Source organism: Nostoc sp. DedVER02 (assembly GCF_034530675.2).
GTDB lineage: Bacteria > Cyanobacteriota > Cyanobacteriia > Cyanobacteriales > Nostocaceae > Nostoc.
In genome coordinates, this window is record NZ_JAVRCP020000002.1 from 172,619 (window position 1) to 190,562 (window position 17,944).

The following is a 17,944-nucleotide window of genomic DNA, read 5'->3' on the forward strand; positions in this document are numbered from 1 at the left end:
ACTTTTCTATTTACTCTTGCTTAATTTTTGACCATAAATAAGACATATAAATGTCTGATCTACGGCTGTTATAATTCCTAAAAAAGGGCTTTGTTAGCTCTTTTTTATCTTAATAGCAGCAGAATTACAAAAGCTCTATGCGTTGCATAGTATAGCTTTTGGTGATTTTACCAGTGGGTTGAATATTTTTTTGTTTTTGGAGGTAGCACACCTAACTAGCTCTTTCAGCATGGTTGAAATTTAATGTATAAAATAATATCTCATGACAGTAAAATAATATTACCATGAGCTTGAGACATGCAACACTATTGTGGACAGTTGTCAAAGTTGTACACAGGAAATTGTAACTACCTCTTCTTCAAATTTTATGGCAAATAGCTGAGAGTCGAACTCAATTTACTTGTATATATAGTTAGTATTTTTAAGGTTAGTACTTTTGTTCTAAGATAATTTATTTTTAGTCTTAAATATTACTCATATGTAATATACTTACGTAGGGTAAATATTACATGACTTACAGAAGCAATAGTCAACACCCTGATTTTCTTTTTAAAGCGATTAATGAATTTCCTCTACCATGCATAGTTTTGCGTAAGTCCTATATTCTGAGTGCTGGATAAGCTTGATTGTCTTAGCTTTAAGCTACAAGCGATCGCATCAAACTAAGTTTAATCAGATTACTAGTATAAAATTTACTATTTAAGAAGCTATTGTTGAGCTTTTATCAGCTTTCAAGGATCGTATTTCTTAATATAGGAATCCGGTTTGATTTGGAGAAAATATACGTTTGATGTGTTAGCGCAAAGAGTACGGCATCAAACCCTTGGTAATAGTGCGTTACGAATTCCGTTCTAACACACTCTACAATCTACAATAAATATCTAATTTCGTTCAAAAATCAAATAGTAATCCTATATATAGAAATAGTATTACTTAAATTTACGCTATAGATAGAGAAATTTATTGGTAAAAATTAGTAGAGTTTAAAATTTTATGAAAAATATTATTTGACTATAATTAAGATATTAACCTGGTGTTTTTATAAGCTTTGATAAGATGAATGTGGAATTTTTTAGTAGGATTCCTTTAATGCCTTTAGTATTACTATGGGTGGCTTACACTCTCCTGGGATGGTATCTTGCTGCTCATCATATTGTTTGGTTGGTAGGAGCTTTTGTAGCTACTATGGTTATAGCTGTAGTGCGGAAAAGTATTTCTTGGTTAGAGCGCTTAGTTGAATTTGGCTCTAAAGCCTTAGTTGTTATATTATTTTTAAGTATATCAATTGCTTTAGTTGCAACTTGGTCGTTATTATTAAGACTTTTTATTATACCTTTAGCAACAACGCTTTTAGCTGATTTGGAAATGCGATTTTCTGGTTTCACTAAGCTAGGTTCATTTTGGATATTAACAATTTTAGCAGTCTTGGGTTTGGTTGTGGGCGAATTAATAGATATTCTACTTTTTCCTAGTAGTAGGTACTAAAGAATTGAGGATAAAACAAAATTAGATTTTTATAAAAAGAATTCAGAAATCATGAGTCAGAAAAAAGCCGTGAATTCTGTACGAGGGGTTGATAGCTTGCGGAGTGCGAGTTCACGAGCGTCTGAATATTGCTTTAAAACCGATCTTTTTTACGAGACGCTACCGCGAACGCCCCGTAAATAAAATTTGCATATTACTGGTAATAATTCGCACTTTCTTCTACTACGAGAAGATAAAAATACTGCCTTAACTTTGAACACTAACAAAATAAGAAACCCGTGCGATCGATACCAAATTTGTCATTGTAGACTACCGTAAGCCAGTACCAGATATGACCAAAGACTTTAATGCTGTTGAGAATGCAAAGAATATTTGCATTTAATCGGATAAAAAATTGGCCATTAATACAGTTCGCTACAATAAATACAGTTTTTGTTTTAATTGTCGAAGGAGTCTAATATTTAATCATGATTATGCGAAATTCCATCATTGTAGCTACATTCATGGCTACTAGTATTAGTATAGGTACCCTCTTGAGTGTTGCAACTCCTGCTTCAGCTGAGGAAATAATAACCTGTTCAAGCCAAAGCAATCGGACGAATACTTGTTCAATACCAGGTAGAGGCAGAGTCAGGCTTGTTAGGCAATTGTCTAACGCCAGTTGTAGAGGAAATTGGGGTTATAGAAGAAATCGTGTTTGGGTGAGAAATGGCTGCCGAGCCGAGTTCTCTGTTGGTGAACGCAGAAACGGCAGAAACGGCAGATATGACAGAGATGGTAGATATGACAGAAACGACAGATATGACAGAAACGACAGAAACGACAGATATGACAGAGATGGTGGATATGACAGAAACGACAGATATGACAGAGACAGATAGTAAATAGAAGTTAAGAAACACCGGAGTTCTACTACGTAAAACTTAGGAGCAGATAAGCACAACAGCAGTGCGAAAGCTTCCTTTGTCTGTTGCCTAGTGGGGGATTGCGATCGTGTTGGAGACATCAATGAATCGAGAAGACTTTGATACTCTTATTACAAGTTCTAGTCTTAACTTAGACAGCATCTCACTTTCGTAAAAACACGTTTCCCTGGCGAATGGAATTCACGGCTATACGAGACTTTACCCACCTCCTCTGGTTTCAAATTATTAGAGTCCGCGTAGGCGGACTTTGTTTGTGTAGCCGCGATTTCTAATCGCCTGATATATTTACTTTTTATTATCAACTTAATGCACCTGCATCATCAAAGAGGATGTTTGAAAAGTCTAAATTGTTACTCATCTGGGCAACTTCTAGTCGCCCAAAACTTTTCAAACATCCTCTAAAGGCGATCGCACCTGCGGGTTAATATGAGCCTGAAAGACAGAACTAGGACATAATTCTCTGCTTCAGATTAAGTTGCCATTGTTCTGAAAAATATAAATATTGTTCAGCAAAAGAATTTAAAGCATCGCGTAGAGAGACTGAATCTAAATACGGATGGCGAGATCAATAAATAGAACAGATTTCCTTCTGCCTCCTATCTCCTGCCTCCTGCCTGAACCTGATTATAAATATTCACACCGACTTACTTATTACCCTTTGAAGATATATCACTGATGATTGTCATTTTTGAGTCACATTTGTTTTTAACCATAGAGATATAGGTAAAACAGTGCAAAAAAAGATGAAACAAAGCAGAGAGTCCCTACTCAATACTAGTAAGGAAGTAACGTGAGTAGACGTAAAGACTATAGTTTGCTTCAGCAGACAGCAACAACTGAAGTAGCAGCACCTAAACCATCGCTGACATTACCAGACGCAGTGGCTCTGATTGTGGGTATTGTGATTGGGGCGGGGATTTTTGAAACCCCGGCTCTAGTGGCAAATCAAGCAGGTAGTAATATTGCTGTACTGCTTTTTTGGCTAATTGGTGGTGTGGTATCTTTGGTAGGAGCGCTGTGCTATGCAGAGTTGGCAACTGTCTATCCCGATGTTGGTGGTACTTACTATTATTTGAAACGTGCATTCGGGCGGGGAGTCGCCTTTTTATTTGCCTGGGCACGGATGACGGTGATTCAAACTGGTTCCATTGCTCTGTTAGCATTTGTTTTTGGCGATTACGTTTCTCAGATATGGCGGCTAGGAACGTTTTCGTCTTCTATTTATGCAGCCATAGCGATCGCACTTTTAACTGCTTTGAATATCATTGGTTTGCAGCAGGGGAAGTGGACACAAAACTTGCTAAGTGCAGCAAAAGTTCTGGGTTTGTTGCTGGTAGTGATTCTTGGGCTTACCGCCATTCCTAATTCTGCCACCCCTATAGAATCTGCATCATCAGGAACCTGGGGACTGGCGATGGTGTTTGTGTTGTTGTCTTACGGTGGTTGGAATGAAGCGGCTTACATTTCCGCAGAAATTCAAGACGGACGACGCAACATTGTGCGATCGCTAATGTGGAGTATTGGGATCATCACTGCCATTTATCTGCTAATCAATCTGGCTTATCTGCGGGGGCTAGGATTAGCAAACATGGCCCAGTCGGAAGCAGTAGCCGCAGATTTGATGCGCTCTCTTTGGGGCGCACCGGGAGCCTTATTCATTAGTGTATTGATTGCGATCGCTACTTTAGGAGCAACCAACGCCACAATCTTTACCGGAGCGCGTACTAATTTCGCATTGGGACAAGATTTTTCGCTATTTGGTTTTATGGGACGCTGGAAACAACGCCCAAGTAGTCCTACCTATGCTTTATTTTTGCAAGCAGCGATCGCCTTAGCACTAGTTTTTTTAGGCACGCTCACCCGTAAAGGCTTTCAAACAATGGTGGATTACACCGCCCCTATATTTTGGTTCTTCTTCTTGCTTTCCGGCATATCACTGCTGGTATTGCGAATCCGTGAACCCCATATAGTGCGGCCATTCCGTGTGCCATTTTACCCTTTGACACCATTACTCTTTTGTGCAGTCTGCGGTTACTTGCTTTATTCCAGCTTGGTTTATACAGGCGTGGGAGCAATTGCAGGTGTTTTAGTTGTTGCAGCAGGTATCCCTCTGTTGTTCTGGAATAACTATCGCCAAAGTAGGACTTAGTACAATTTTGGATTTTGGATTTTGGATTGTGCAGACTAAATCTCACATCAGTTCTTTTACTAACTACTGAATGAAGGAGAAAATTCATGAACTTCAAGAAAATTCTGTTTTTACTGGTTACAGGAATTAGTATCAGCAGCTTGGGAATTGCTGGGTGTACGCCAACACAGCAAAATTCGGAAGCAGAGACACAAACTTCTACTTTGACCGGTCAGACTGAAACTGAAACACCAGTTGCGACAACTCCCACAACTCAAGCACAAGAACGTCCTGGTGATGTTCCTTATGTACCTACACCCCAGCCAGTGGTAGATGCAATGTTGAAAGTGGCAAAAGTGGGTAAGAATGATGTGCTTTACGACCTTGGTAGTGGTGACGGAAGAATTGTCAATACTGCGGCACAAAAGTTTGGTACGCGCGGTGTCGGCATAGATATTAATCCTGAACGCATTAAAGAAGCTAATGAGAATGCTCAGAAGGCAGGAGTAACCGATCGTGTTAAGTTTGTCCAACAAGACTTGTTCAACACTGATTTTAGTGAAGCAACAGTAGTCACACTTTATTTACTACCAGAGGTGAATGCTAAACTCCGTCCGAAGCTATTGAGTGAACTCAAACCTGGTAGTCGCATTGTTTCCCACGCCTTCGATATGGGTGATTGGAAACCACAGCAAACTCTCAATGTAGAAGGCAAAACTATTTACTATTGGGTAGTTCCTGAAAAAGCATCAGCGAATTAGCGATAAAGACTAACTAATTCGTAATAACGCTCTCTACGAAACGCTGTGCGTAGCTTGTTTCTTTGTAGGAGTATGCGGACTCACTACTCTTACCCTCTAAACAAAGCTATGCCGCAGGTTTTACGTAATTCATAATTAAAAGGCATCAGATTCAGGTTGAGCTTCCATCTCTTGGATCTGTTGCCTATTTTTGAGAATTGATTTTAGAAATTCACATTTTTTAAATTTTAAATTATCTCCATTAGGGGTTGACAGTAATAATTTTAGATGTATCGAATAACCTAAAATTCAAAATTGTTTAACTGAGTTCAAATTCAAGCAAGGTTAGAAAATATGATAGGGTTAAAGGGAAAGAACGCTTTAGTTACAGGTGCAACTTCAGGTATCGGTCAGGCGATCGCTATTAGACTTGCTCAACAAGGGTGCAACATCGCCATCAATTACCGCAAAAACCCGGAAGCGGCGGCAGACACAGAACAGATGGCATTGCAAAAAGCCTGCGAAAATATCGAAAATTGTGGTGTGAGGTCGTTGCTGGTTCAAGGAGATGTCTCCCAAGAATCAGACATTGTTGAGATGGTCAACACTGTAGTAAAGGAATTTGGCAGTTTAGATATTCTAGTTAACAATGCTGGCATTCAAATAGAAAGCCCATCCCACGAAGTTACTACAGCAGACTTTGATCGGGTAATTGCAGTCAATCTCCGGGGTGCTTATCTTTGCGCCCGTGAAACTATTAAACACCTCCTATCTCTAAAACGTTCGGGAGTGATTATTAATATTTCCAGCGTTCACGAAATTATTCCTCGACCGATGTATATTAGCTATTCCATTAGCAAAGGCGGTATGGAAAACCTCACCAAAACTTTAGCGCTGGAATATGCAAGCCAAGGTATTCGTGTCAACGCCATTGCGCCCGGAGCAACAATTACACCAATAAATCAAGACTGGATAGATAACCCTGAAAAAAAGGCCATCGTGGAAAGTCACATCCCGATGAGACGGGCTGGTTCCTCTGAGGAGATGGCAGCCGTAGTAGCTTTTTTAGCTTCAGATGAAGCCGCCTACATCACCGGACAAACCCTATTTGTAGATGGTGGATTGAGTCTGTATGCTGACTTCCGGGAAACCTGGTCAGCTTGATAAAGAGGCAAGGGGGCAGGGAGCAGGGAGCAAGGGGGACAGAATAGAAAGGGGATTCGACAGTTTACCCAACTCTTAAAGAGGCTGCGCCCTAAGTGTAGCCTTGCCGTAGGCTTTATGGCAGAGCTACGGGCAACGCAAAGCTATATCGCCTGTTTCGTTAGCTTCTCGTAGGGTACGAACCACGCTTGTAGAAATGGCGGACTCAGACGTTCTGCTCTGCTCCACAGCAGTTACTGATGAGATCATTTCCCCCTGCCTCTTTGTTAAGGTAAGGCTAGCGTACTTTCCACAGAGCCGATACATAACTATTAGTGGAATTAAACGCCCATGACTAGCGCGATCGATAAGAACAGTGAACTGGAAGCACAAGCTTGGGAATTGCTTGAAAAATCTATAATCTACTACCAGGGAAAACCCATTGGGACTGTAGCTGCCCAGGATGCAGAGTTAGATGCACTCAATTATGACCAGTGCTTTCTCCGTGATTTTGTGCCTTCTGCCTTAGTGTTTCTGATGCATGGCAAAGCAGAAATTGTCCGCAACTTCTTGGTAGAAACACTTAAATTACAAAGTCACGACAAGCAGATTGATTGCTTTGAACCGGGAGCGGGATTAATGCCTGCCAGCTTCAAAGTACATTCTAATGGGAATGAGGAATTTTTGGTCGCTGACTTTGGTGAACTAGCGATCGCTCGTGTTCCTCCGGTTGATTCCTCTATGTGGTGGATTCTCCTACTACGGGCTTATGAAAAAGCTACAGGCGATTTGTCCCTAGCGCGTCAGCCAGATTTTCAAGCCGGAATCAAACTAATTTTGGATCTTTGCCTAGTACATCGGTTTTCCATGTACCCAACAATGTTAGTTCCCGATGGCGCGTTTATGATTGACCGTCGCATGGGAGTCTACGAACATCCCCTCGAAATTCAAGTGTTATTTTATGCATCTTTGAGAGCAACTAGTGAATTGCTCTTACCAGATGGGGATGGCGATAGTTACCTCAGCAAAGTCAATAGGCGATTGGGAACTTTGAAATATCATATCCGCAACTATTATTGGCTCGACCTGAAGCGATTGGGGGAAATCTACCGTTACAAAGGTAACGAATTTGGTAAAGAAATTGTTAATAAATTCAATATCCACTCAGAATCAATCCCCAGTTGGTTGACTGATTGGTTGCCCCAAACTGGAGGATATTTAGCCGGAAATCTGGGGCCGGGACGGATCGATTTTCGCTTTTTTGCTCTGGGAAATTTAATGGCAATCTTAGCTTCCTTAGCAAGTGAAGGTGAATCTCAAAGCATTATGAATTTATTTTCCCAACGCTGGCAGGACTTAATTGGCTATATGCCCCTTAAAATCTGCTTTCCCGCTTTAGAAGGTTTAGAGTGGAGAATTGTTACAGGATGCGACTCTAAAAATAGTGCTTGGTCTTATCACAACGGCGGTAACTGGCCCGTTTTGCTGTGGTTCTTTGCGGCGGCGGCACAGAAAGCAGGTAGAACAGAACTTGCTCAAGCAGCGATCGCTATTGCCGAAAGGCGTTTAGTTAAGGATAAATTTCCTGAATACTACGATGGTAACAATGGTCGTTTAATTGGTAAAGAAGCCAGAATTTATCAAACTTGGAGCATTGCTGGATTGCTGGCTGCTAAAAAGTTCGTGGAAAATCCAGAGTATTTAGAGTTAATCAGTTTTGCAGAGGGTCTTGAAGGCCCTGGCTGTAGCTTGTAGATACTGAATAACACCAAAAATAATTTAGCAGTGTAATTATCAGGGTGTCTCTGCTAACTATTTTCTCAGTCTCCAGTCCCCAGTTGAGCGGAAATTAGCCTTCTTGTTTGTTTGTAAGAACAGAAAAGTAAACTCAAATTCTCAAATACTCAATAACTGATACACTATATTGTAAGAGGTATCTGAAGTGTCATTATTAGTAATATCATCAGATAATCTTTGCATCTTTAACACGTTTTAACGTGTATAACACATGAAAACCACCTCAGATTTAATTCTAGAATTTGAAAAACTATTCAGACAAAAGCTACAACTAAATAATTGTAAACTCAGAAAGAAAAGACAAGAGAATAATTATGAAATTATTACTCCAGCTAAAGACATTTTTTTGATGTATTGGTCTGAATTTCCAGAAATTAACTTAACATATCAGGCTGTAGGGGTACGCACTCAGCAGACTAGTGTGTATGAGCGAGCTATCCGTTCGCACATTAGTTCTTGTTTGAGTAGCATTCAGGATAATCCTACCTCTGAATCACCATTATTGGTGAAATAACTAATACTTAGATAATTCACATAATATTTACTAAGCTCTCGCTAGTTTTATGAAATAACTGGCGAGAGTTTCTATCTAAAATCTGTTGACCGAGAGATAAAAATGCAATCCGAAGAAAATCACGATCGACTAGATTATAAGCTAAAGATTCCTTTAAGCCAATGGTTGCAAGGATGATAGGAGCTTCAATACTCTACGGGATAGTATTAAAAGTAATACCAATTGGAAAAAGGAATGCGACAAATAGACCATTTGTAGAGACGCGATTCATCGTGTCTTGACCCAAGTATGTGTTGCAATCATTAATTGAATTGGTATAAAATTCAGATTCAAGACGGTGAAGTGAGAATCGTTGCTCCAAATGGTACTCCTAAGTTCACATTCACAGGTAGTATGATGACTTTGAGAGATTTTATTCAATCCCTCAAACAAGACCCAATCTTGGGAAAGTTTTTTACAACTCAAGAGCCAAATTAATGAAAGACTTTGGCTAGAAATAGAAAGCTATTCATCTTCATCTCCTGGTGGTCTTTCGCTCTCGCTTTGTTGGGCGTTCCACTCTAAAATAATGCGTTCTAACATCTCCGACTGCGTGCAGTTATTAACATAGGCGTACATTTTAATCAACTGCCTCACTTCAGGACTAAGGTGGCGGATCTCTAGTTGGTTATTTTGTAGCATGTCGATTAACTTTTAGTGTCTATTACATTATGTTGAACCATTAAACTATGTCTGCTGCAATAAATTTTGTTAATGGCAATCGCTCCTTGTCGCTTGCTATGTATTTTAGAATCCCTTAACCAGGCGGGGTAACTTCTTCAAAGGGACGGATAATTGCAGGGGTTGGTGTAACTTCTGGTTTAAAAATTGCCTGCAATGCTTGTTCTAAGGTTTGGGTCATAACAATCCGGTTTTCGTAAGCCACAACTACCCGCACTAAGGTTGGTAAGCTATTCTGTGTGGCTTCTATATAAATTGGCTCGACATATAGCAGTGATTCTTCGATGGGAATTACTAGTAGATTGCCCTGAATGGCTCTCGAACCCTGGCGATTCCAGAGAGAAATTTGCTGAGAAATTACTGGGTCTTGGTTAATTCGTGCCTCAATTTGCTCTGGCCCGTAAACCAGTCTTTCTTTAGGAAAAGTATATAACAATAACTTCCCGTAATTAACACCATCGGATCGCGCCGCTAACCAAGCGATTAAATTAGTCCGTTGTTTGGGAGTATAGGGTAGAAGCAGAATAAATTCTTCTCTAGGAGATGCTGCGCCAACAACAGGCGCAGTGGGTAGACTAGTAATCAAATAGTACGGCTCTACAGGACGGGGTTCACTGCCATAGATTTCATTAGGAATCTGCCACTGGTCTTCCCGATTGTAAAATACTTGGGGATCGGTCATGTGGTAGGTCATCAACCGCTCAGATTGAATTTTAAAAAAGTCCACCGGATATCGGGTATGACTGCGGAGATTGACTGGCATTGTACTAAGCGGTTGAAACATTTGGGGAAATATCTCTGACCAAGTGATAATTATCGGATCTTTTGGATCGGCAATATAAAAGTTAACACTACCGTTATAGGCATCAACCACTACTTTGACAGAATTGCGAATGTAGTTGATATCATCCCTACCAGTGTCAGAATAAGGATAGCGATCGCTCGTCGTATAGGCATCAACAATCCAATAAAGATAACTGGGATTATTGGGAAAATCTTGATTAGCAGCAGCAGCGACTAAATAAGGATCGCTGTCAAATTTCAAAAAAGGTGCGATCGCTTGAATTCTTTGCTTAACATTTCGCCGCAGTAGCAATTTTGTCTCTGGCAAAAAATCCTGCGTCAGCACCATCTGCCAATCTTTCAAATGCATGGCAAATAACCAGCGTCGCCATGCTGAAGCGATTTCAACGCCACCTAGACCATCATAAGAGTTGTAAACATTGTCGCTACCACTGGGGTAATCTAGCTCCCTCGCTTTTGTGCCAGTCATTACATAAGTATTAGTAATTTCCCCGTAATAAATTCGAGGTTGCCCAATAGGAATGCTTTCACGAATGGCTGCACTAGAAGTTGTGAGGGCGCTACTATCACCGCTAATATCTTTAACAAAATATTCTGGTAGTCCACCCGGCCCAACTGTATTAACTGGGCTAACAGTAAACCCGAAACCGTGAGTATAAATTAAATGGCGGTTAACCCATGTTTGAGCTTCTTGTGGTACAGCATTGTAGTCTAATTCTCGCGCGGCAATTAGTACCTGCTGTCGTTCTGTTGATTCAATTGCTTTTTGCTTCGGTTCAGATGGTTTTTGGGGCGCTGATGGTTGGCGTGAACTTACATCTGTTTTCAGAGTATATCGATCGATATCGGCATCGGGAAACCGATAATACGGTCGAATTTGTTGCAGTTGACGGTTAGTTTCTAACAGTGGTCGCTGATCCCAAAGGCGAATATTGCGAATTGTCAAGTCATTCTTTTGAATATCAGCTTCAGTCAGGGTTCCTTGAGGGTTGAAGCCTCTGGAATCGATCGCTTCTAAATCGAATGCTTGACGAGTTGAGGCGATAGTACGCTGAATGTAGGGTTGCTCTCGCTGCAACTCATTAGGTTGGACAATTAAATATTGCACTACTCTAGGTAAAACAACGTCAGTCACTACAACTAATATTAAATAAATCCCTAATCCGTAAAATACCAAGGGGCGATATCGAGATTTGGGTTTCCAGAAAAACGTTCGCCAAAGTAGGTAAAAGGCGATCGCCACAGCCACAATGCACAAGAAAGTGTAAGCTGGCAACTGGGTTGTCACATCTGTATAGCTAGCACCATAACTAACACCACGGCTAGAATACACAAGTTCATAGCGACTTTGCCAATAGCTCAAAGCCACCACCAGCATCAACAAGCCACCCATACCGAATAAATGACGCTGCTGCTGGGGCGAAAAACCAGGAAAAATCCCCTCACTCAAACTGTCTGCGGACAAAAGATAAGTAAGGGTAACGGCAACGAAGCCATACAAACATAATCCCATCAGCCAGAGTTCTAGCAGTTCCCGAACTGGTAAGGAAAATATGTAAAAGCTGATATCTCGACTAAATAAGGGGTCAGTGCTGTTGAAAAGGGTGGGGTGGAAATATTGCAGTACCTTTGGCCAGTGTCGGAATATGATAAAAGCAAAAATAAAACTGAAAAAAACCGCGATCGCAGTTAATAAAACTTGGTGATAGATTAAGATGGCGATCGCTACTCCCCCAATTAAGCCAAGCTGCCAAACATGAGAGAAAATCTGCCTCAAGAGTTGCCAGATTGTCTCCGGTCGAAATAGGGCGGGAATGGGTAAAATACCCTGATTAACTGGAGAATTCCAGTATAAAAGAGCAATTTGACCATAGTGAGCCAGCATTAACCCGATTAACAAACTCAGTATTAGAGTTAGGGGTAATAACCAGTGCAATCTCATTTTTTGTAAGCGTTGCGGCGCAAGTGTCGGGCTTTGGTTGCGTCTTGGATAATTAGGACTGAGAAAATTTGTTAATTCACTGCTCAGTTCTACTGACTCACGCCTGACTTCTTCAATTTTTAGAGACTGGGGATATTTTAGCCGTTGCGCTAAAGCCAGATTTAGCAGTAGATAGGCAGCAGTTATCCCACCTACCACTACCCACAAAGCACCACGAGTCACTACCCTCAACAAAAATACCTGGAGGTAGCCGACTTCCTGGAACCAAAAAATCTCTGTTCCCACGCGGGAACCTAGATCCAAGAATAGCGACAGCCCAAATAATACAATTAATAGTCTAAAGCCCCATTTCCGATACATTCTGTGGCAGCCAAACTATCTGCAAAATTAACTTTACTGCATCAAGAAAAGTATTTGATATTTTCCTAAAAATTATTACCGAAGAAGAATTCAGAATTCAGGAGCCAGAATCCAGAATGGATTCTGTACGACTGGATGGAGAATCGAGGTTTAAAGCCCTCGATTTTAAACGCGCGTGAAGAAAAAATTCTTTCCGTGACCGTTACCCCTGACTTCAGGCATGGGGTATTCTGAATTCTGAATTACTCTACCCATAAAGGGATAGAGTATTAATAAGGAATAATTTTTAAAATTTGTTTCGCTTGACTTCGGGCAAGGTTTTAAAGCAATATTCAGACGTTCGCAAACTCGCTAAGGCTATGCTATCACGCAGTTGTACAGAATTCATACTGGATTCTGAGTTCTGAATTCCTCTTGATAAATTAAGATTGCGATCGCTACTCCTGCAATGAATTAGATTAGATACTTTTCACAATATAGGATTCCTACTTGATTTTTGAACAAAACTCAGTACAACTTTATTCTTTCTTCCCCATTACCCATTACCCATTCCCCATTCCCCATTCCCCATTCCCCGTCTCCACGAGTGATTCAGTAATCAAATCGGATTCCTATAGTTGAATTCAGTAACGTCTTAAAGTCTGTATCCTAAACTAAAATAAAAACCATGATCCTGAGCGTTTTCACCACGATCGTCCAACTCAATTAAAGGAAGACCATAGTCTAGCCGCATATTTAGATGTGGTAAAGGTTCCCATAAAATTCCTAGCCCCACACCTGCTAAAAATTGCTGTTTCTGTAATTGGTTGGGATTATCATTCACATTCCAGATAACTCCTGCATCGAAAAATGGAGCAACTTGGAGTATAGAGTTTCCAGATTCATCTTTTTGAAGTGTGATGCGGTCTTCTAGAGAAAATCGTGCCCCATTATCGCCAGCACGAGCATTTTGTCGATAACCACGCAAAGATTGACCACCACCAATCACAAACTGCTGAGAGGGTAATAAACCATTGGGTGAGAGTTGTAACTCAGCTTGAGCAATTAAAAAATTAATATCATTTAACCGTTGTACCCGTTGGAATTGTGCTAGCCAACTGAAAAAGCGACCATCGGGAACAGGGTCAGAGTTGATGGTGGCATCAAAGCTACCAAGACCTAAACTAAATAGCGATCGCAATGCCCATGCACCGCTTACATCTCGTAGTACATAATCTTGACCAAACTTAATCACACGGGTACGGCTATTACCTTCTGTGTCGGGGCCAAAGCCAAAGGCTGTTGGGCCTGCAAAAGTAAATGTCTGACCATTTTGGACGCTAAAGCCTAACGATAAAGCCAATTCTTCACGGGGCGATCGCACCAAAGGCTGACGATAACTGATTTCATATAGCTGGGATTCTCCCCGAATATCAAAACTCTTAAAAGGTTCTTGGATGACTTCGTTATTGCTAATAGTAGTATGTAGTTGTAAAGTACCATTCATTGCATTCAGAGGTAGTAAGTAGCTCAAATCATAAATACTTGAGCCTCCCCCAGTTGTGCGGTAAAACGCTGCTCTAAGTTCATCACCAATACCTGTGAGGTTTCGATAACTACCACTAACGCCCAATCTTTCAGAACCAACGCTAGGCGGAGAATAATTATCAACGCTTAATCTTGCATTAAAAGCTTCAGCTTCAGTAACTCTGACTATCAAAATACTTTGACCAACTTCTTTACCTGTGCGTAAGCTAGCTTCTACATTTGACAGTAAAGGGTCAGTTCGCAATAATCTTAACTGGTCTTCTAAATTAGCTGTGGAAAGAGGTTTGCTAACACCTAGAGAGAGACGCGATCGCACATAATTAGGATTGAGGCGTTTTGTTCCTTGGATTTCAATTTTTTCTAGACCACCTTCAATTACCTGAATTTGTACTACACCAGCAGTAATGGCTTGGTCTACCAAAATCGCTCTTGAGGTGATATAGCCGCGTTCAAGGTAGAGTTGGGTAATAGCATCAGCAACTTCTCTGAGTTCTTCTAAACCCACCGAACGTCCTTCCACTGCTCTAGTGATGGAATTCAGTTGCTCTGACTTCAAAATTGTACTGCCCGTAACCCTAATTTTTTTAACCTGAATACTTTCAACAACAGGCACAGACGAGGGTTTTGGGGTAGGAATCGGCTGCACAGGTTTTTTAGTTTCTGGTGGTAGCGGTTCTGGGATTGGTGCAGATTGCGGAAACCTTTGCCGATTTGGATCGCCTTCTGGATTTGGTGCTTGCGCCAATATCTGTGGTGATTCTAAAAATATAAATGAACTACCATAACTTGGCGATATGGATGCCAGCAATAATACACCAGGAACTAAAAATACACACTGCACCCTAAACTTCAAATACCAGCGCATACAATTACTACTCTCTTTTTGATTTGTCTACGTAGATAACTAGGAGGTTTCCAAGTTAACACACGACTTTCACTCTGATGTAGTGTTGGCTGAACTTTATGGGCTTTTACTCTAATTAACCAAAATAATTATCATCTGCTTAAGTAACATATAGCACCTAAGATTTACATATATGACCTGAGAAGCTGCCACTTATTAGTAAAAAAATCAACATCTTGCTGAAAAATTATCAAGTGCGTACTTAGGTAATACCTCTATACTCAGTTAGATTTATTACAGGCTAAGGTGGACGAGAAATAGAAACAATATTTCTTAGGAGACAGTTTGATGTTGAGACAATCTTTAGCTATTCTGAGTGGAGTTGCACTTTTAAGTGGTTTAGGAGCAGTTTTCAATACACCCAGCTACGCAGGAGGGCCCATTCAGTTTTCTTGCGATACTAGCAAAGCATTACCTGCGACGAAGGCCACCAACACTGTTACAGGTGCAACATTGTCAGTAGTAAACTGGTACTCACAGTATTTTAGTGGTTCTGGATATGACCCCGTGACCCGTTGCCAGCAAGTATCTGCAAGATTTCAGCAAGCTCACAACAATGGTTCTTTAGATTACATCACCGCAGGCGTAGTTAACGGACTGCCTGTAGTTTGTGCGGCGACTCCAGGGGGCAGTTGTAATAGCAGCAACCTGCTATTCACCCTCAAGCGTGGTGTGAATGCGGCAGAAACCTTGCAGAGACTCTTTGATGTACGTGATAGTGCTGGCCCTGCTTTGTATGAATCAAAAGGTCGGACTTATATTAACTTGACAAAAAAATTGGCTCCTCTGAACGCATCGGGAGGAGAAGCTCGATCTAATGGTGCAGCAGCTACATCAAGCAAGCCTGGTCGCGCATTCTAAAGAATTTTTATTCAGTACAAAATGAAATTTCCTATTTTTTGTATGTTTGCTTGTGTTGCTGGTTCAGCGCTTACACTATCAACACAAGCATTTTCTTCAGAAGTAGCTTCCCAGCCGAGCGTTTTGAGTACTAATTTAACTCTTCAAGCAAAAGCGCAATTGTCATTAAAGCAATTACGCGATAAGGGCCGTGCAATTACCGTCAAAGTGCTTGCAGGACAAGGTTGGGGTTCAGGAATTTTAATTAAAAAACAAGGTCGAGTTTACACAGTTATAACTAACGCCCACGTCCTAAGAATTGGTAAGAGTTATCAAATCCAAACTACCGATGGGAAAATTTACACTGCACAACCCGTTAAATCTACTCAATTTCCAGATGATGATTTAGCATTACTAAGTTTTAGGAGTACTAATAATTATGCGATCGCTGCGATCGCTAGTTCATCTCTATCCATCGGCGATGAAACCTTTGCAACTGGTTATCCTGATGAACAACAAGGCTTAGTTTTCACAACCGGTAAAGTTGAATATTTATTACCAAAAGCTTTTCGGGGTGGATATCAAGTTGGTTATAGCAACGACATTTTTAAAGGGATGAGTGGTGGCCCATTACTAAATCGTCGTGGTGAACTTGTAGGAATCAACGGCAAACATAAGTACCCTCTCTGGGGCAATACTTATATCTTTAAAGATGGTTCCACCCCTGTTTTGCAAGTCCGACAAAAATTTGATGCATCTAGTTGGGCTGTTCCAATCCAAACATTTTTACAACTTGCTCCCCAATTTGCTACTGAGGTAACATCTCCACCTCAAGTACAATCTTCCTTTTCCATTGTTCCTGAAGTTCCTCAATACCCATTATATCCAGAGGAATTACCAAGTTTTCCAATCCCAGCAACCAATCAAACCTCTCCCAGTTCGTTTTGGTAAAGAAGTCAAGAGTCATTAAGGAATCAGCACCATGTTAAATCGATATCTCTTACCAGGTTGCATTGTTGGTGTAGCAATGGTCATGCTAGCCAGTCCAGCGACGGCTAAACAAGCCTTACTACCGACTGATGTCGCTCATATTGCGAAATCAACCGTAGTGCGGATTGAACCTACAGTTAATTCTCCAGGTTCAGGCGTGATTATCGGGCGATACAAGGAAGGAGGAACAAACGTTTACGTGGTACTGACAGCGACTCACGTTGTGCAATACGACGATGATGAATATGCCGTTGTTACACCTCTGCCTGAAGGAGGTAGAAAACGCCAAAAAATTGCAATTTCTACTCAGAAAGACATTCAGAAATTGCCTGGTGTAGATTTAGCGGTTGTAAGGTTTCGGAGCGATCGCACTTATGAAACAGCTGCTCTTGGTGATTCTAAGTATACGACTGAAGGCGCTGGTGTTTATATTGCTGGATTCCCTAACCCTGGTGCAGCGATTAAAAAGCGTGTGTTTCAGTTCACCTCTTCTTTGGTTTCTAGTCGCTTAGATGAGAGTTCAGTTGAGGGCGAACAAGAACCAACAGACGTAGAAAATGGATATGCGATAGTTTATACAAGTGTTACCAGAGTTGGGATGAGTGGCGGCCCTGTATTTGATGTGTCAGGAAGGCTTGTAGGTATTCACGGCAAAGGCGACAGAGAGGAAACCAGTAGTCGCCCAGCATTACCTGGAGAAAATCAAGAAAGTGGCGCTCAAAGCATTACCGATAAAACTGGATTTAACTTGGGTATTCCCATTCAGACTTTTCTGAAATTAGTACCGAATGCTGTTCAAGAATTGGGTGTAAAATTTGATAACTCGGAACCAGGGTTATTCAGTAACCTGATTGCTTTGAGAGGTGGTAGTAATAATTCCTCAAAAATCCCACCTAGTACAAATATTAGCGAAGAAGAAGATGGAACTACTGAGGTTGTAAAGAACCAATCGGAGAATAACACACCATCACCATCTCGCCCAGCTTCCATTCAGCCTGTACCTACCCAAAATATTCAGCCAGCGCCCACCCAAAATACTGCTCCTAGTTCCTCCGGTTCTCGTGCGTGGTGATTCGCGGCTATACACCCTTTTAGCGGACTAAGAGGGTGTGTAATACAGAACT

14 protein-coding genes and 1 pseudogene are annotated in these 17,944 nt (G+C 41.0%); 11 read left to right on the top strand and 4 right to left on the bottom strand.

All coding sequences use genetic code 11. The features are described from left to right. The first annotated feature begins 1,056 nt into the window (after window positions 1-1,056). The 6 genes and pseudogenes from RMZ41_RS04720 (at window position 1,057) to RMZ41_RS04745 (ending at window position 6,443) form a co-directional block, all read left to right on the top strand. A complete protein-coding gene (locus RMZ41_RS04720) occupies window positions 1,057-1,485 on the top strand; it encodes a hypothetical protein (RefSeq protein WP_322640462.1) in 429 nt (142 codons plus the stop codon). A gap of 503 nt (window positions 1,486-1,988) precedes the next feature. Next, window positions 1,989-2,183 (top strand): annotated as a pseudogene (locus RMZ41_RS04725) (DUF3011 domain-containing protein); the annotation flags it as partial. Between the two features lie 10 nt (window positions 2,184-2,193). After that, window positions 2,194-2,373, top strand: coding sequence for a hypothetical protein (locus RMZ41_RS04730; protein ID WP_322640463.1), 180 nt, complete (start codon window positions 2,194-2,196; stop codon window positions 2,371-2,373). Between the two features lie 828 nt (window positions 2,374-3,201). Continuing rightward, complete coding sequence (locus tag RMZ41_RS04735; protein ID WP_322640464.1) at window positions 3,202-4,560, top strand: APC family permease; 1,359 nt, start codon at window positions 3,202-3,204, stop codon at window positions 4,558-4,560. Window positions 4,561-4,646: 86 nt separating this feature from the next. Beyond that, window positions 4,647-5,300 carry a class I SAM-dependent methyltransferase gene (locus tag RMZ41_RS04740; protein WP_322640465.1) on the top strand — a complete coding sequence of 218 codons (654 nt, stop codon included), beginning with the start codon at window positions 4,647-4,649 and terminating at the stop codon, window positions 5,298-5,300. A 333-nt stretch (window positions 5,301-5,633) separates the two neighbouring features. Then, window positions 5,634-6,443 carry an SDR family oxidoreductase gene (locus RMZ41_RS04745; protein ID WP_322640466.1) on the top strand — a complete coding sequence of 270 codons (810 nt, stop codon included), beginning with the start codon at window positions 5,634-5,636 and terminating at the stop codon, window positions 6,441-6,443. Between the two features lie 126 nt (window positions 6,444-6,569). On the opposite strand, the gene RMZ41_RS04750 is transcribed toward RMZ41_RS04745, so the two are convergent. Next, entirely contained in the window at window positions 6,570-6,692 is a 123-nt protein-coding gene (locus RMZ41_RS04750; protein WP_322640467.1) for a hypothetical protein, read from the bottom strand. 81 nt (window positions 6,693-6,773) lie between these two features. Between RMZ41_RS04750 and RMZ41_RS04755 the strand changes: the two genes are divergently transcribed. Together RMZ41_RS04755 and RMZ41_RS04760 are read left to right on the top strand one after the other, a co-directional pair. Then, window positions 6,774-8,177 carry a glycoside hydrolase 100 family protein gene (locus tag RMZ41_RS04755; RefSeq protein WP_322640468.1) on the top strand — a complete coding sequence of 468 codons (1,404 nt, stop codon included), beginning with the start codon at window positions 6,774-6,776 and terminating at the stop codon, window positions 8,175-8,177. 253 nt (window positions 8,178-8,430) lie between these two features. Beyond that, window positions 8,431-8,733: a hypothetical protein gene (locus RMZ41_RS04760; protein ID WP_322640469.1), complete on the top strand. Its 303-nt coding sequence runs from the start codon at window positions 8,431-8,433 to the stop codon at window positions 8,731-8,733. Window positions 8,734-9,237: 504 nt separating this feature from the next. On the opposite strand, the gene RMZ41_RS04765 is transcribed toward RMZ41_RS04760, so the two are convergent. From RMZ41_RS04765 to RMZ41_RS04775, 3 genes are all read right to left on the bottom strand, one after another. Further along, window positions 9,238-9,414 (bottom strand): hypothetical protein, encoded by a 177-nt coding sequence (locus RMZ41_RS04765; protein WP_409874719.1) that lies wholly within the window; start codon window positions 9,412-9,414, stop codon window positions 9,238-9,240. A 115-nt stretch (window positions 9,415-9,529) separates the two neighbouring features. After that, window positions 9,530-12,559 carry a UPF0182 family protein gene (locus RMZ41_RS04770; protein ID WP_322640470.1) on the bottom strand — a complete coding sequence of 1,010 codons (3,030 nt, stop codon included), beginning with the start codon at window positions 12,557-12,559 and terminating at the stop codon, window positions 9,530-9,532. A gap of 634 nt (window positions 12,560-13,193) precedes the next feature. Continuing rightward, entirely contained in the window at window positions 13,194-14,927 is a 1,734-nt protein-coding gene (locus RMZ41_RS04775) for a ShlB/FhaC/HecB family hemolysin secretion/activation protein (protein ID WP_322734508.1), read from the bottom strand. 351 nt (window positions 14,928-15,278) lie between these two features. On the opposite strand from RMZ41_RS04775, the gene RMZ41_RS04780 reads away from it, so the two are divergent. From RMZ41_RS04780 to RMZ41_RS04790, 3 genes are read left to right on the top strand one after another with little or no spacing between them, the layout of a single operon-like run. Further along, on the top strand, window positions 15,279-15,851 hold the full coding sequence (locus RMZ41_RS04780; RefSeq protein WP_322640472.1) for a COP23 domain-containing protein: 573 nt from the start codon (window positions 15,279-15,281) through the stop codon (window positions 15,849-15,851). A gap of 21 nt (window positions 15,852-15,872) precedes the next feature. Next, window positions 15,873-16,781 (top strand): serine protease, encoded by a 909-nt coding sequence (locus tag RMZ41_RS04785; RefSeq protein WP_322640473.1) that lies wholly within the window; start codon window positions 15,873-15,875, stop codon window positions 16,779-16,781. Window positions 16,782-16,812: 31 nt separating this feature from the next. Further along, on the top strand, window positions 16,813-17,892 hold the full coding sequence (locus tag RMZ41_RS04790; RefSeq protein WP_322640474.1) for a serine protease: 1,080 nt from the start codon (window positions 16,813-16,815) through the stop codon (window positions 17,890-17,892). Window positions 17,893-17,944 lie beyond the last annotated feature (52 nt).

Bases quoted from the DNA above. Each gene is read 5' to 3' on its own strand.
- RMZ41_RS04720 (WP_322640462.1), top strand. From the start codon at position 1,057: ATGAATGTGGAATTTTTTAGTAGGATTCCTTTAATGCCTTTAGTATTA.
- RMZ41_RS04730 (WP_322640463.1), top strand. From the start codon at position 2,194: ATGGCTGCCGAGCCGAGTTCTCTGTTGGTGAACGCAGAAACGGCAGAA.
- RMZ41_RS04740 (WP_322640465.1), top strand. From the start codon at position 4,647: ATGAACTTCAAGAAAATTCTGTTTTTACTGGTTACAGGAATTAGTATC.
- RMZ41_RS04745 (WP_322640466.1), top strand. From the start codon at position 5,634: ATGATAGGGTTAAAGGGAAAGAACGCTTTAGTTACAGGTGCAACTTCA.
- RMZ41_RS04750 (WP_322640467.1), bottom strand. From the start codon at position 6,692: ATGATCTCATCAGTAACTGCTGTGGAGCAGAGCAGAACGTCTGAGTCC.
- RMZ41_RS04755 (WP_322640468.1), top strand. From the start codon at position 6,774: ATGACTAGCGCGATCGATAAGAACAGTGAACTGGAAGCACAAGCTTGG.
- RMZ41_RS04760 (WP_322640469.1), top strand. From the start codon at position 8,431: ATGAAAACCACCTCAGATTTAATTCTAGAATTTGAAAAACTATTCAGA.
- RMZ41_RS04765 (WP_409874719.1), bottom strand. From the start codon at position 9,414: ATGCTACAAAATAACCAACTAGAGATCCGCCACCTTAGTCCTGAAGTG.
- RMZ41_RS04770 (WP_322640470.1), bottom strand. From the start codon at position 12,559: ATGTATCGGAAATGGGGCTTTAGACTATTAATTGTATTATTTGGGCTG.
- RMZ41_RS04780 (WP_322640472.1), top strand. From the start codon at position 15,279: ATGTTGAGACAATCTTTAGCTATTCTGAGTGGAGTTGCACTTTTAAGT.
- RMZ41_RS04785 (WP_322640473.1), top strand. From the start codon at position 15,873: ATGAAATTTCCTATTTTTTGTATGTTTGCTTGTGTTGCTGGTTCAGCG.
- RMZ41_RS04790 (WP_322640474.1), top strand. From the start codon at position 16,813: ATGTTAAATCGATATCTCTTACCAGGTTGCATTGTTGGTGTAGCAATG.